This is a genomic window from Pseudomonas sp. P4_D7 (genome assembly GCF_056401755.1).
This window is the reverse complement of the sequence record NZ_JBFUIR010000052.1, coordinates 18531-32482: the sequence shown is the minus strand read 5'-3', so window position 1 is coordinate 32482 and position 13952 is coordinate 18531. Positions and strand designations below refer to the sequence as shown.

Genomic DNA, 13952 nt, shown 5'->3' with positions numbered 1-13952 from the left:
GCGCGGAGACCCCGAGGCCCGCCGACTTTTGCACAACGCAGCGATGTCGGCTAGCCGTACGATAGCCTGGAAAGGGTTTTACGAAGCCCAAAGAGCACGGGGTTTCAGCACCACGCAGGCGTTGGTGATGCTGGCTCGCAAACTTGCTCGGGTGGTATTCGCCTTGCTGAAAGGGCAAAGCGAATATCAGGCAAAAGTCAGTTGAGGGCTTCCCCTCAACCATAGAATCTCCCACATTGGAATATGTACCCCTGTGGGAGCGAGCCTGCTCGCGAAGGCGTCAGTCCAGACACCACAAATGACCGGATCAAACCACTTGGTCACATATTTCGCGCAAACATCGGCCATCGTGCTGGCTATTGCATAGAACTGGACAGTCACAAAGTCTTTGCGGCATAGTCGCCGGGTTCTGACGATTGCTCATTCATAACAAGGACTACGCAGATGGCGACCCTCCTGGTGCTGCACGGCCCCAACCTGAACCTGCTCGGCACCCGCGAACCCGGCACTTACGGTTCAACGACCCTGGCGCAGATCAATCAGGATCTGGAGCGCCGCGCCCGTGAAGCCGGTCATCATCTGCTGTATCTGCAAAGCAATGCCGAGTACGAATTGATCGACCGCATCCACGCCGCGCGTGGCGAAGGGGTCGATTTCATTCTGATCAATCCAGCAGCTTTTACGCACACAAGTGTCGCATTACGTGACGCGTTGCTGGGAGTGAGCATCCCATTCATCGAAGTGCATTTGTCCAACGTGCACAAACGCGAACCTTTCCGCCATCACTCTTACTTCTCCGACGTAGCGGTGGGAGTGATCTGCGGCCTTGGCGCCAGCGGTTACCGACTGGCCCTGGAGGCTGCGCTAGAACAGCTTGAAACACAGGCAACGGCTTGAACTACAAGCGTTAAACGCCCCTGACCGACCCTTGGGAGTTGATGATTCATGGATATCCGTAAAGTTAAGAAACTGATCGAATTGCTGGAAGAGTCCGGCATCGACGAGCTCGAGATCAAGGAAGGCGAAGAGTCCGTACGCATCAGCCGTCACAGCAAGACCCCGGCTCAGCAGTACTACGCGCCGGCTCCGATGCACGCTCCGGCTGCCGCACCTGCCGCCGCCGCTGCTCCGGTTGCTGCCGCAGCCCCGGCTGCCGCTGCTGCACCAGCGCTGAACGGCACTGTTGCCCGTTCGCCGATGGTCGGCACCTTCTATCGCAAATCTTCGCCAACCTCGCCGTCCTTCGTTGAAGTCGGCCAGACCGTGAAGAAAGGCGACACTCTGTGCATCGTCGAAGCCATGAAGATGATGAACCACATCGAAGCTGAAACCAGCGGTGTGATCGAGTCCATCCTCGTCGAAGACGGCCAGCCGGTTGAGTACGACCAACCGCTGTTCACCATCGTTTGAACTGCGGAGAGCCTTTGATGACTGCGAAGTTGGAAAAAGTTCTGATCGCTAACCGCGGTGAGATCGCCCTGCGGATTCTGCGTGCCTGCAAAGAGATGGGCATCAAGACCGTCGCCGTTTACTCCAAGGCCGACAAAGAGCTGATGCACTTGGGTCTGGCAGACGAATCCGTCTGCATCGGCCCGGCTTCTGCCGCTCAGTCCTACCTGCACATCCCGGCCATCATCGCTGCCGCTGAAGTGACTGGCGCTACCGCCATTCACCCAGGCTACGGTTTCCTCGCGGAAAACGCCGATTTTGCCGAGCAGGTCGAGAACTCCGGCTTCGCGTTCATCGGCCCGAAAGCCGACACCATTCGCCTGATGGGTGACAAGGTCTCGGCCAAGCACGCGATGATCGAAGCAGGCGTGCCAACCGTTCCAGGTTCCGATGGCCCGCTGCCGGAAGACGAAGAAACGGCATTGCGCATCGGTCGTGAAGTCGGCTACCCGGTGATCATCAAAGCCGCTGGTGGCGGTGGTGGTCGCGGCATGCGCGTGGTGCACAAGGAAGAAGACCTGATCGCCTCGGCGAAACTGACCCGCTCCGAAGCAGGCGCGGCGTTCGGCAACCCGATGGTCTATCTGGAAAAATTCCTGACCAATCCGCGTCACGTCGAAGTGCAGGTTCTGTCCGACGGCCAGGGCCACGCCATCCATCTGGGCGACCGCGATTGCTCGCTGCAACGCCGCCACCAGAAGGTTCTCGAAGAAGCGCCGGCACCGGGCATCGACGAGAAGGCTCGCGAAGAAGTGTTGGCTCGTTGCGTCAAGGCGTGCATCGACATCGGTTACCGTGGCGCCGGCACCTTCGAGTTCCTCTACGAAAACGGTCGTTTCTACTTCATCGAAATGAACACCCGTGTTCAGGTGGAGCACCCGGTTTCGGAAATGGTCACCGGTATCGACATCGTCAAGGAGATGCTCAGCATCGCCGCTGGCAACAAGCTGTCGTTCACTCAGGATGACGTGGTTATTCGTGGCCACTCGCTGGAATGCCGGATCAACGCTGAAGACCCGAAAACCTTCATGCCGAGCCCGGGCACGGTCAAGCATTTCCACGCACCAGGCGGCAACGGCGTTCGCGTCGATTCGCACCTGTACAGCGGTTATGCGGTTCCACCGAACTACGACTCGCTGATCGGCAAGCTGATCACTTACGGCGCGACCCGCGACGAAGCCATGGCCCGCATGCGCAATGCCCTGGACGAAATCGTGGTTGACGGGATCAAGACCAACATCCCGCTGCACCGTGACCTGGTTCGTGACGAAGGCTTCTGCAAAGGTGGCGTGAACATTCACTACCTCGAGCACAAGCTGGCCAAGCAGTCGTAAGACTGACCTGGCGTGGAAAAACCCGATCCCTGTGGATCGGGTTTTTTTATGCCTGCAACCAGCGCATCAGTTCATCGACACCAAGGTAAAAGCTTGCCCCTGAATCATTTCAGGGGTTGCCCGGCGCCCGTTCTGGTCGACTACAGCGCCAGAGGCATCTTGGTGCAATGGCTTTCGACGAAACCGCTCCATGAATACCTGTGCGCGTTTCGACACCGGATCGCTGGCATATCTGGCCCGCTGCAAAACCGGTGAATACAAGCGTTCAAACTGGCTGGCGGAAGTCTTGAACACCGTCGAAACACCGTTGTTCAGATTCAACGAAACAGCATAGGTATTACCCAGACAGGAAGAATACGACCAGTAATCCCATGTCGGCCTCAGCCCCTGTTGACGCAATACACTCCTGACCGGTCCACCGATGTCGGTGCCGGTCAGCCAGTCACCGCCCACCAGCGTGACCCGAACATCTTTGGGCGAGCCTCCCAGACGCGTCATCGCATCCTTGACGGTGTGGTTGATCAGCGAGCGAATGTTGTGATCGAAATGAATGACTGCGCCGACCTTTGTCGCCGGGTTGTACATCGAGGCAATCACGCAGGTCTGCGCATTCAGCGAAAACAGATAATTGTCCATAGACCCGGCGACAAACTTCGCCACCACAGCCTCGCCCTGCAACGCACCACGGTTCAGCACTGGCTCGACCCGGCCGGGAAACGCATTGCGCAGATTGTTCACTCGACCAAGATTACGTACCTGATCATTGCCGCCGCGCAGCCCGACCCGGTCATGCGTCCATTTGCCACTCGCGGTCAGACGTACGGGGCGCTGATAAATGGCTTCGGGGCGCCGGGCATCGATCAGGCTGAGCCCGCCGAAATGCGGGTTTTCCCTGACCTGGAAGTACTTGCCTCTGTTGCGGATGTAATAGGTCGGTTGGGGCTGCGCAGCACTGGGCGGACTGCGCCATGTGCCAAAAAAGACACCTTCTTCAGTGACCTGCTGCAAATTATCCGGCTTGTTGCTGACGGCCTGTCTGGCGTGAAAACGCACCTTGCGAACCGCCGGCAGCGCCTCCTTGCGAATCGGAGCCACCGTGCTCAAGCGTTCGGTGAGCAATGAGACCGGCCGCGTCGTGTGCTTCAGATTTCTGACCGTGCGCCCGAGTAACTTGACCGTACTGCCGGCGCCAACCATGGCAAACAGCGCGCCCCACGACGCCTCAAGCCAATGGCCGAGCGCGCCATCGACATCGCCCTCCAGATGCGCCGCGACGGCATCACCGGCACTGACGGCAATGAACACCACGTCCAGCAGCAAGGCGAAGGGCGGAAACACCATGCAGAACGGCGCGGCGGCGAACATCAGTCCCTTGACCACCTGTCTTTCGATCATTTCCGCGCGGCTGGTCGTGATGTCGTGCACATCCGTAACCGTGCGCTCGATGTAAGCGTTGAACTCAACCCGCGCGTCGCTCACTCGCTGCGCTTCGTACAGCGTATCGACGCGCTGATTTTTTACCGCTATCGCATGCAAGGAGAGCGAAACGGTTTTGCGTGCAGCAACCGCCGTGCGCGCCATCAAGTAGTCATGCAGCTCGCCGGCGATGTCGCCAAACAGTGAATGGTACGGGCGCACCGCAAGGCCGTCAGGAGCATCCGGGGTATACAACCACCAAGACGGCTCGGGATCGAAAGCAGTAAAAACATAAACCCCGAGTACGACATGACCACGCACAGTAAATCTGAATACGCCGTCAGTCGTGACCCTGTTGGCGCCCGGCAAATGGCCCCCTGACGTTGGCAATTGACTCAACAGCGAGACCTGGCGGACGAGCGCTGTATACACCGTGTCGCTTAGCCGTGCCTGACTTCGCGCAACCCGCAAGTCACGATCCATTGTCGACAGCAGCACATTGCGCCAGGCAAACCGGCGCGGCTCGTAGTCCGCATGGCGAGCGTCGAGATATTTGCCTCGGATTTCGCTGGCGTACTTCTCACCCAGCCAGGCCCCGCGCAGATACAACGCCAGATCGGCGCTGCGCACCTCGCTCAGATCCTGGCCAACGGATGAGCGCACGCCCTTTTTCGGATTGTCGATACCAGCGTTGTCGTCATAGCCGTAGATCGCCAGATCGAGCAGGCTGGCTACCGACTGTTTCCTGCGATCGGCGATGCCGGCGTTGTAATCGATCAACACGGTGGCCGGATCAACCGGTTCCAGCACCTGTTTGCTGCGCATATAAGGTGCGATCTCTGCGGCCACCGTGCGTCTGGCAAAATCGACAAAGACTTCGAAACCGCCCAGCAATTCATTGAAGACCTGCTGATGAACAACCAGCTCCTGATTCAGACTACTGAGGCGTCGACGCGCATCCAGGGTCAGCGTTGAGTTCCAGCGCAGTAAGTTGTCCTCTTCGACCTGCTGCAGGTTTTTGGCCAGGCCCATTTTTACAGCCGCTTCGACGCACTGAGCGAACGGCAGGGGCGCACGCCGAATATCACTGCTCATACCCCAACGGCCAGGGTCGGCAGCCACGGCGACAAGATACTCCCGCGCTCGCCGATGGGCAGTGGGAGAAAGCTGCTGCAAAAGATATTCGCGACCGGACTCGCTCTGCGTCCAGCCCCAGACTTCTCCGGTCAATGCCGCCAGCGAAGGCAGGCGCACCCACTCCTGGCCGTCTGGCTTGTTTGGCGCGTACAGCAGCAGATCGCTCACCGCTGGTGCAGGCTCTTGCCGGTAAAACACCAGAAAGTCGGCACACTGCATGCCGTTGGGTAAAGCCAGTGCGGCGACGCGCAAAGATTCGCCCATGGCTTCCCCTGCCCACATCGATTCGAGACGATCATGATCGTCCACCGCCAGATGCCCCGCACAACGCGCAACGAACGCGCTTTGCTTGAGTCGCGCGACAAACCAGTCGATCAAGGCCTTTTGTACGTCCTCGCGCTCATACTGCCCGGCGAGGGCTCGCAGGTACCCGACCGGATAATCCTGGCCGGCCAGCATGTCGGCGATGAATGCCGGCTCCAGCGGCTGATTGCGTCGCGAAGAACCACTGGTGACTTCCAGAACGGCAGCGAAATCCGTACCGATCGGCCCCGCCGCGAGCAACTGGCTCAAACTGCGGTTCTGCGTCGGCTCGCCGACCGCTGAAAGCCACCTCAGGCGGACATCGATCCGGTCCGGTTCCACCTCCATGTCGAGTTTGAGCTGGATATAGTCAATCGCCTGTTGCCGGGCATAGGCGCGCAACGAGCCGTAGCCTTCCAGCAGATCATCGAGCGCTGCCTGGGCCTGCGACGTCTGTTCTTGATAACGGCGCAGCCTGGCACGCTCCGGTTCGTTCAGCACCCGCAGCCAATGCGGCAATTGCGCGTATGACAGCGCTTCGAGCCTCTTCTTTTCCGCACCCGTTGCCAGTGCGGTCAACCGATAGCGGCGAGCGCCTCGCTCCTGAACCTTTTCGATTTGCCTGCGCAATCGATCCGGCGTCAGTCGCACGAGCCGGTCAGTCTGGAACAGCGCGTCGATGTCATCGATATAACGCTGCAATTTGCGCAAAACCAACTGATCGAACGCAGGCTCCTGCCCTTTGGTTTCCCAATGTGTTCGCAGGTAGTTTTTGTATTGATCAAGGAAATGCTCAGAAACGCTCTCCACAGTCTGGATGACCGCTTGACGATGGCCGAGCGGAAATCCCCGGTCAGCAGCACCCGGCCAGCGGTACGGAGCGTCCTGAATCGCCAGGTACATCATCGGCTTGCCGTCGATGATTTTCTGCAGAATCGAATCGAGCAAAGCCAGCACAAAACCCGGATCGATATTGCCGTGCGGGTAATGATTGCGCAGCTCGGTCAACGCGAAAGCTTCCATGGCCTCCAACAAGGTCAGCTGACTGCTCAGGCGCTTGTCGATGAGTACCTGCCAACGCGTGATCCGCAGCAGAATCTCCTGGGCCGTCCCTGTGGGCGCAGCGGCTTCCGGTGGTTTTTCTTCTACAATCCCTTGTTCACTCGCCATATCGTCCAGCCCGCTTGCGTAGAAATGAGCTTTCACTCTATTTGCCGGCAACCGCGCTCCGGGGATACATATGTATATCGCGCCGGCGAATGTGTAACAGCCAAGAGGCGTGTCCACTTTGCCGGCGACCTGGCGTAAACTGCGCGCTTTTGCAGCTTCGGGCTGCCCCACAGATTTTCAAAGGTGCCCGCCATGCCTTGGCTGCAAGTCCGTCTCGCCATCACCCCCGAACAAGCCGAAACCTACGAGGACGCATTCCTCGAAGTCGGCGCCGTGTCGGTGACCTTCATGGACGCCGAAGACCAGCCGATCTTCGAACCGGAACTCAACACCACCCCATTGTGGTCGCACACCCACTTGCTGGCGCTGTTCGAAGGCGGCACCGAACCAGCCCCGGTACTGGCCCATCTGGAACTGCTGACCGGCAGCCCGCTGCCCGAACACCACAGCGAAGTCATCGAAGATCAGGACTGGGAACGCAGCTGGATGGACGGTTTCCAGCCGATGCGTTTCGGCCAGCGCCTGTGGATCGTGCCGAGCTGGCACGCCGCGCCGGAACCTGATGCGGTCAACCTGCTGCTGGATCCGGGCCTGGCGTTCGGCACCGGCACTCACCCGACCACCGCTTTGTGCCTGGAATGGCTCGACGGCCAGGACCTGAAAGACTGCGACGTGCTCGACTTCGGTTGCGGTTCGGGAATTCTGGCGATCGCCGCCCTGTTGCTCGGTGCGAAAGAAGCCGTTGGTACCGACATCGACGTGCAGGCGCTGGAAGCCTCGCGCGACAACGCCGGTCGCAACAATATTGCCGACGAACTGTTCCCGCTGTACCTGCCGCAAGACTTGCCGCAGGTTCAAGCTGACGTGCTGGTTGCCAACATTCTTGCCGGTCCGCTGGTTTCGCTGGCGCCGCAACTGTCTGGCCTGGTCAAATCCGGCGGTCGTCTGGCCCTGTCGGGCATCCTCGCGGAACAAGGTGATGAAGTCGCTGCCGCTTATGCACAGGACTTCGATCTCGACCCGATCGCCAATCGCGATGGCTGGGTGCGCATCACCGGCCGTCGGCGCTAATATGTCCGCCTGCATAATCCGGATCGCCGCATGACTGACAGTTTCGTCACCCAGTGCCCGCATTGCCAAACCAGTTTCCGTGTCAGCCATGCTCAATTGAGCGTGGCCCGCGGGGTGGTTCGCTGCGGCTCCTGCCTGCAAGTGTTCAATGCCGCCAAACAGCTGCTGGAACAACACGCTGGCAAGGACGCGGTGACGCCGCTCGCGCCGTCGCTTGCCGAGCCACTGCCGATTGCGGAGCCACCGCCGATTGTCGAGTCGACGCCAGCCGTCGAACCCGTAGCCATCGTCGAGCCGCCGGCACCGCGCGCCATCAGCCAAAAGCAGTGGAGCGCCTCGGAGCTGGATCTCGACAGCCTCGATCTGGACCAGGAACTTGCCCGCCTCGAGCAACGGGAAATCCAGCCGACCACCGAATTCGGTCGTCCCCGCGAAGATTCCCTGAGCGCCCGGCGCGACATGCCTGAGCCGGACGAAACCGTCTGGCGCGACAGCCTGTTCAGCGAACATGCCGATGAGCACACGATCGAGCCCGACGACGAGGCAGAAGTCTCGGAGATCGAACCGGCCAAAGCCGCGCGCACCGAGCCTTCGCTGACTTTGGAACCGGTAGATCTCGACGACGAGCCGGCGATCCCGCAACTGCGCCTTCACGACCCGATCGATCCGAATGCCCGTCGTGAACGATTTTCTGCCAGCGACGATAACGATGACGGCGACGAGTTGCCATCGATCGAGCCGCTGCGCAAAAAGCGCGAGCGCGCAGAACCCGGTGTACGTGCTGAAGTCCTGCAGGACCTGACTGACGACCCGCTGCAACTGGACTGGCAGAAACGCCGCTCGCCGTGGGGACGCCGTTTGCTCTGGTTGCTGTTGGTGCTACTGGCGGCGGGCGGACTGGCTGCCCAATACATCGCCTATCATTTCGACGAACTCGCCCGCCAGGATCAATACCGTCCGTGGTTCCAGCAAATCTGCCCGCAGATCGGCTGCACGGTGCCGTCCAAGGTCGACATCGCCCGGATCAAGAGCAGCAACCTGGTGGTGCGCAGTCATCCAGAGTTCAACGGCGCATTGGTGGTCGACGCGATCATTTATAACCGCGCGACATTTTCTCAGCCCTTTCCATTACTGGAACTGCGTTTCGCCGACCTCAATGGCCACTTGATCGCCAGTCGTCGCTTCAAACCCGGCGAGTACCTCAGAGGGGACCTCGAAGGTCTGGCGGAAATGCCGCCGCAAACGCCGATCCACATTGCGCTGGATATCCTCGACCCAGGCCCGAAAGCAGTGAATTACAGCCTGAGTTTCCACTCGCCCGAGTGAATCCCTGCGGCGGTTTGCAATTGACGGCGGTTTTCTGACTTTGCCACCCACAACCAAACCTGTGGCGATAACGGAATAACTGTTCAGATTTTGTTCAATTCAGCCTTTATCCAGTCATCGAGAGCGGGTATCATGCCAACCCTTTTTCGAACTCTCATGATCCGGCCCCACCTCAGGGAAGTCCTATGTCGGCGGTACGCATCGGCCCATACACATTGCAGAACGGCTTGATTCTCGCCCCGATGGCGGGCGTCACCGACCAGCCCTTTCGTCAGCTGTGCAAGCGTTTGGGCGCAGGGCTTGTAGTCTCGGAAATGGTCACCAGTGACATGAGCCTGTGGAACACCCGCAAGTCGCGCATGCGCATGATCCACGAAGGCGATCCCGAGCCCCGCTCGGTGCAGATTGCCGGTGGCGACGCGCAGATGCTGGCGGATGCGGCCCGGGCCAACGTCGAATTGGGCGCGCAGATTATTGATATCAACATGGGTTGCCCGGCAAAGAAGGTCTGCAACAAGGCCGCCGGTTCCGCGTTGTTGAAGGACGAAGCACTGGTGACCGAGATCCTGCAGGCCGTTGTGGCTGCGGTTGATGTGCCGGTCACCTTGAAGATCCGCACCGGATGGGATCGCGACAACAAGAACGGCCTGACCGTGGCGAAGATCGCCGAGCAGGCCGGGATCACCGCGCTGGCAGTGCATGGCCGCACTCGCGCCGATCTGTACACCGGTGAAGCCGAGTACGACACGATTGCCGCGATCAAGCAGGCGGTGTCGATCCCGGTGTTTGCCAATGGCGATATCGATTCGCCGGAAAAGGCCCGTTACGTGCTCGACGCGACCGGTGCCGATGGCCTGTTGGTAGGCCGCGCCGCCCAAGGGCGGCCATGGATTTTTCGCGAGATCGAACACTTCCTGCGTACCGGCGAGAAATTGCCGGCACCGGAGCTGATCGAAGTGGAACACATTCTGCTGGAGCATCTGGCCGCCCTTCACACTTTCTATGGGGATGTGATGGGCGTGCGCATTGCGCGCAAGCATGTGGGCTGGTATCTCGCAACCTTGCCGGGCGCCAGGGAGTTTCGCGCCCACTTCAATCGTTTGGATGGTACGGAAACACAATGCGCCAACGTTCGGGAGTTTTTCGCCGAGCGTTACAAGAGCCTGACAGGGGACGAAGAAGGGGTGGCCGCATGACGATGATGACCGAGACTTTAGTGAGTGGAACAGCACCCGTGAGCGACAACGTGAATTTGAAACAGCACCTCAATACCCCGAGCGAAGAAGGCCAGACCCTTCGCGGGAGTGTCGAGAAGGCGCTGCACAATTATTTCGCCCACCTTGAGGGCGCGTCCGTCACGGATGTGTACAACCTGGTGCTCTCCGAAGTCGAGGCTCCCCTGCTCGAAAGCGTGATGAACTACGTCAAGGGCAACCAGACCAAGGCCAGTGAGCTGCTCGGACTTAACCGCGGCACGCTGCGCAAGAAACTCAAGCAGTACGATCTGCTGTAAGCATTCAATCAAACCAGAAAGGCGCCCGCGTAAAAAACGGTCGCCTTTTTTGCTGACTTCCTTTGCTTTTGATGGAAATTGAGATGACCGACCAGACTACCCGCCTGCCGATCCGCCGCGCCTTGATCAGCGTTTCCGACAAGACCGGGATCCTCGAATTCGCCAAGGAGCTTGAAGCTCTGGGCGTCGAGATCCTCTCCACCGGCGGAACGTTCAAGCTGCTGCGCGACAACGGTGTTGCCGCAGTGGAAGTCGCGGATTACACCGGTTTCGCCGAAATGATGGACGGTCGGGTGAAAACCCTGCACCCGAAAATCCACGGCGGCATCCTCGGTCGTCGCGGTATCGACGACGCAATCATGAGCGAGCACGGCATCAAGCCGATCGATCTGGTGGCGGTCAACCTGTATCCGTTCGAAGCCACCATCAACAAGCCAGGCTGCGACCTGCCGACCGCCATCGAGAACATCGACATTGGCGGCCCGACCATGGTCCGTTCGGCAGCGAAAAACCATAAAGACGTAGCGATCGTGGTGAATGCCAGCGATTACGCCAGCGTCCTGGAAGGCCTGAAAGCCGGTGGCCTGACCTACGCGCAGCGTTTCGACCTGATGCTCAAGGCCTTCGAACACACGGCTGCCTACGACGGCATGATCGCCAACTACATGGGCACCGTGAATCAAGCGGCTGAAACCCTGAGCACTGAAGGCCGCAGCGAATTCCCGCGCACCTTCAACAGCCAGTTCATCAAGGCCCAGGAAATGCGCTACGGCGAGAACCCGCACCAGAGCGCGGCGTTCTACGTGGAAGCCAAGCCTGCCGAAGTCGGCATCGCTACCGCGACCCAACTGCAAGGCAAAGAACTGTCGTACAACAACGTGGCCGACACCGACGCCGCGCTGGAGTGTGTGAAGAGCTTCGTCAAGCCAGCCTGCGTGATCGTCAAGCACGCCAACCCGTGCGGCGTGGCCGTCAGCCCGGACGCTGAAGGCGGCATCCGTCAGGCTTACGAACTGGCTTACGCGACTGACACCGAATCGGCATTCGGCGGCATCATCGCCTTCAACCGTGAACTGGATGCCGAGACCGCCAAAGCGATCGTCGAGCGTCAGTTCGTTGAAGTGATCATCGCCCCGAGCGTCAGCGAAGAGGCTCGCGCCATCGTTGCAGCCAAAGCCAACGTGCGCCTGCTGGCCTGCGGCGAGTGGTCGGCAGACCGCGCAGCCGCGTGGGTCTACAAACGCGTCAATGGCGGTCTGCTGGTACAGAGCCGCGACATCGGCATGATCAGCGCCGATGACCTCAAAGTCGTGACCAAACGCGCGCCGACCGAACAGGAAGTCCATGACCTGATCTTCGCTTGGAAAGTGGCCAAGTACGTCAAGTCCAACGCCATCGTCTACGCCAAGAACCGTCAGACCATCGGTGTCGGCGCGGGCCAGATGAGCCGAGTAAACTCGGCGCGTATCGCCGCGATCAAGGCTGAGCACGCTGGCCTGCAAGTTGCCGGTTCGGTGATGGCATCGGACGCGTTCTTCCCGTTCCGCGATGGCCTCGACAACGCGGCCAAGGTCGGCATCACTGCGGTGATCCAGCCGGGCGGCTCGATGCGTGATGCTGAAGTGATTGCTGCTGCCGATGAGGCTGGCATCGCGATGGTGTTCACAGGAATGCGCCACTTCCGTCACTGATTATTGCTTGATCGTACCCACGCTCTGCGTGGGCACGCAGCCCGGGACGCTCCGCGTCCCTTGGACGCAGAGCGTCCGTAGAGGCATTCCCACGCAGAGCGTGGGAACGATCAGCCCCCACAGAATTAGCGTCATCCGAGGTTTTTGAAATGAATGTTTTGATCATTGGCAGCGGTGGCCGTGAACACGCCCTGGCCTGGAAAGTGGCTCAGGATCCGCGCGTGCAGAAAGTTTTCGTCGCACCGGGCAACGCTGGCACCGCCATTGAAGCCAAGTGCGAGAACGTCGCCATCGACGTGCTGGCCCTTGAGCAACTGGCCGACTTTGCCGAGAAAAACGTTTCCCTGACCATCGTCGGCCCGGAAGTGCCGCTGGTCGCCGGCGTTGTTGATCTGTTCCGCTCCCGTGGCCTGGACTGCTTCGGTCCGACCGCCGGCGCTGCGCAGCTGGAAGGTTCGAAGGCCTTCACCAAGGACTTCCTGGCTCGCCACAAGATCCCGACCGCCGACTACCAGAACTTCACCGAAATCGAGCCGGCCCTGGCGTATCTGCGTGAAAAAGGCGCACCGATCGTGATCAAGGCCGATGGCCTGGCGGCCGGTAAAGGCGTGATCGTCGCCATGACCCTGGCCGAAGCCGAAGACGCCGTGCGCGACATGCTTGCTGGCAATGCCTTCGGTGACGCAGGTTCGCGCGTGGTGATTGAAGAATTCCTCGACGGCGAAGAAGCCTCGTTCATCGTCATGGTCGATGGCAAAAACGTCCTGCCGATGGCCACCAGCCAGGACCACAAACGTGTTGGCGACGGCGACAGCGGCCCGAACACTGGCGGCATGGGTGCCTACTCCCCTGCCCCGGTGGTCACTGCCGACGTGCACCAGCGCGTGATGGATCTGGTGATCTGGCCGACCGTGCGTGGCATGGCTGACGAAGGCAATGTCTACACCGGTTTCCTCTACGCCGGCCTGATGATCGACAAGGCTGGTAATCCAAAGGTTATCGAGTTCAACTGCCGCTTCGGCGACCCGGAAACCCAACCGGTGATGCTGCGTCTGCAATCGAGCCTGGTGCTGTTGGTTGAAGCCGCTCTGGCGCAAGCGCTGGACAAGGTTGAAGCACAGTGGGATCCACGCCCGAGCGTCGGCATCGTGCTGGCCGCTGGCGGCTACCCGGGCGACTACGCCAAGGGCGCGGCGATCAACGGTCTGGACGCAGCGGCCAGCCTGGAAGGCAAAGTCTTCCACGCCGGTACCGCGTTGAAGGATGGTCAGGTCGTCACTGCCGGTGGTCGCGTACTCTGCGCCACCGCAATGGGCGCTAGCGTCGGTGAAGCCCAGCAGCAAGCCTACAAGCTGGCCGAGGCCATCGACTGGGAAGGCTGCTTCTACCGCAAGGACATTGGCTACCGCGCCATTGCCCGTGAACGTGGCGAAACCCAGGAATAAGCTGTTCATCAAGTCCGGCGAGGGATACCGTTCCTCGCCGGACTGTTCCGCCGCGGCGCATCGTTATATTCTGGCATCAACCTACGAAGGGATTTCG

General features: G+C 60.1%; 10 protein-coding genes and 1 pseudogene. 10 read left to right on the top strand and 1 reads right to left on the bottom strand.

Translation table 11 applies throughout. From position 1 onward, the window contains the following. The 4 genes and pseudogenes from AC1DVF_RS24620 to accC form a co-directional block, all read left to right on the top strand. Positions 1-205, top strand: a pseudogene (locus tag AC1DVF_RS24620) (IS110 family transposase); the annotation flags it as partial. Positions 206-444: 239 nt separating this feature from the next. Further along, complete coding sequence (gene aroQ, locus AC1DVF_RS24615) at positions 445-897, top strand: type II 3-dehydroquinate dehydratase (protein ID WP_093430249.1); 453 nt, start codon at positions 445-447, stop codon at positions 895-897. A 48-nt stretch (positions 898-945) separates the two neighbouring features. Beyond that, positions 946-1410, top strand: coding sequence for an acetyl-CoA carboxylase biotin carboxyl carrier protein (gene accB, locus AC1DVF_RS24610; protein ID WP_093430248.1), 465 nt, complete (start codon positions 946-948; stop codon positions 1408-1410). Positions 1411-1427: 17 nt separating this feature from the next. Then, entirely contained in the window at positions 1428-2783 is a 1356-nt protein-coding gene (gene accC, locus AC1DVF_RS24605) for an acetyl-CoA carboxylase biotin carboxylase subunit (protein WP_093430247.1), read from the top strand. A 66-nt stretch (positions 2784-2849) separates the two neighbouring features. Here the strand turns inward: accC and AC1DVF_RS24600 are convergent, their stop codons facing one another. Then, on the bottom strand, positions 2850-6809 hold the full coding sequence (locus tag AC1DVF_RS24600; protein ID WP_460130703.1) for a ferritin family protein: 3960 nt from the start codon (positions 6807-6809) through the stop codon (positions 2850-2852). 192 nt (positions 6810-7001) lie between these two features. Here AC1DVF_RS24600 and prmA point away from each other — a divergent pair, with 192 nt between their 5' ends. The 6 genes from prmA to purD all read left to right on the top strand — a co-directional run bounded on the left by prmA (position 7002) and on the right by purD (position 13855). Continuing rightward, a complete protein-coding gene (gene prmA, locus AC1DVF_RS24595; protein ID WP_093430245.1) occupies positions 7002-7880 on the top strand; it encodes a 50S ribosomal protein L11 methyltransferase in 879 nt (292 codons plus the stop codon). A 30-nt stretch (positions 7881-7910) separates the two neighbouring features. Continuing rightward, positions 7911-9206: a DUF3426 domain-containing protein gene (locus tag AC1DVF_RS24590; RefSeq protein WP_099757888.1), complete on the top strand. Its 1296-nt coding sequence runs from the start codon at positions 7911-7913 to the stop codon at positions 9204-9206. 185 nt (positions 9207-9391) lie between these two features. Beyond that, positions 9392-10402: a tRNA dihydrouridine synthase DusB gene (dusB, locus tag AC1DVF_RS24585; RefSeq protein ID WP_194935525.1), complete on the top strand. Its 1011-nt coding sequence runs from the start codon at positions 9392-9394 to the stop codon at positions 10400-10402. Then, positions 10399-10719 (top strand): DNA-binding transcriptional regulator Fis, encoded by a 321-nt coding sequence (gene fis / locus AC1DVF_RS24580; RefSeq protein WP_003221275.1) that lies wholly within the window; start codon positions 10399-10401, stop codon positions 10717-10719. The genes dusB and fis overlap by 4 nt, the downstream gene beginning before the upstream one ends. Positions 10720-10802: 83 nt before the next feature. Then, complete coding sequence (gene purH, locus AC1DVF_RS24575) at positions 10803-12410, top strand: bifunctional phosphoribosylaminoimidazolecarboxamide formyltransferase/IMP cyclohydrolase (protein WP_477783284.1); 1608 nt, start codon at positions 10803-10805, stop codon at positions 12408-12410. A gap of 149 nt (positions 12411-12559) precedes the next feature. Next, positions 12560-13855: a phosphoribosylamine--glycine ligase gene (gene purD / locus AC1DVF_RS24570; RefSeq protein ID WP_477783283.1), complete on the top strand. Its 1296-nt coding sequence runs from the start codon at positions 12560-12562 to the stop codon at positions 13853-13855. Positions 13856-13952: the final 97 nt, after the last annotated feature.

What these genes read in the sequence shown, in the direction of transcription:
- prmA (WP_093430245.1), top strand. Translation starts at nt 7,002, where the DNA reads ATGCCTTGGCTGCAAGTCCGTCTCGCCATCACCCCCGAACAAGCCGAA.
- purD (WP_477783283.1), top strand. Translation starts at nt 12,560, where the DNA reads ATGAATGTTTTGATCATTGGCAGCGGTGGCCGTGAACACGCCCTGGCC.
- accB (WP_093430248.1), top strand. Translation starts at nt 946, where the DNA reads ATGGATATCCGTAAAGTTAAGAAACTGATCGAATTGCTGGAAGAGTCC.
- dusB (WP_194935525.1), top strand. Translation starts at nt 9,392, where the DNA reads ATGTCGGCGGTACGCATCGGCCCATACACATTGCAGAACGGCTTGATT.
- AC1DVF_RS24600 (WP_460130703.1), bottom strand. Translation starts at nt 6,809, where the DNA reads ATGGCGAGTGAACAAGGGATTGTAGAAGAAAAACCACCGGAAGCCGCT.
- fis (WP_003221275.1), top strand. Translation starts at nt 10,399, where the DNA reads ATGACGATGATGACCGAGACTTTAGTGAGTGGAACAGCACCCGTGAGC.
- aroQ (WP_093430249.1), top strand. Translation starts at nt 445, where the DNA reads ATGGCGACCCTCCTGGTGCTGCACGGCCCCAACCTGAACCTGCTCGGC.
- AC1DVF_RS24590 (WP_099757888.1), top strand. Translation starts at nt 7,911, where the DNA reads ATGACTGACAGTTTCGTCACCCAGTGCCCGCATTGCCAAACCAGTTTC.
- accC (WP_093430247.1), top strand. Translation starts at nt 1,428, where the DNA reads ATGACTGCGAAGTTGGAAAAAGTTCTGATCGCTAACCGCGGTGAGATC.
- purH (WP_477783284.1), top strand. Translation starts at nt 10,803, where the DNA reads ATGACCGACCAGACTACCCGCCTGCCGATCCGCCGCGCCTTGATCAGC.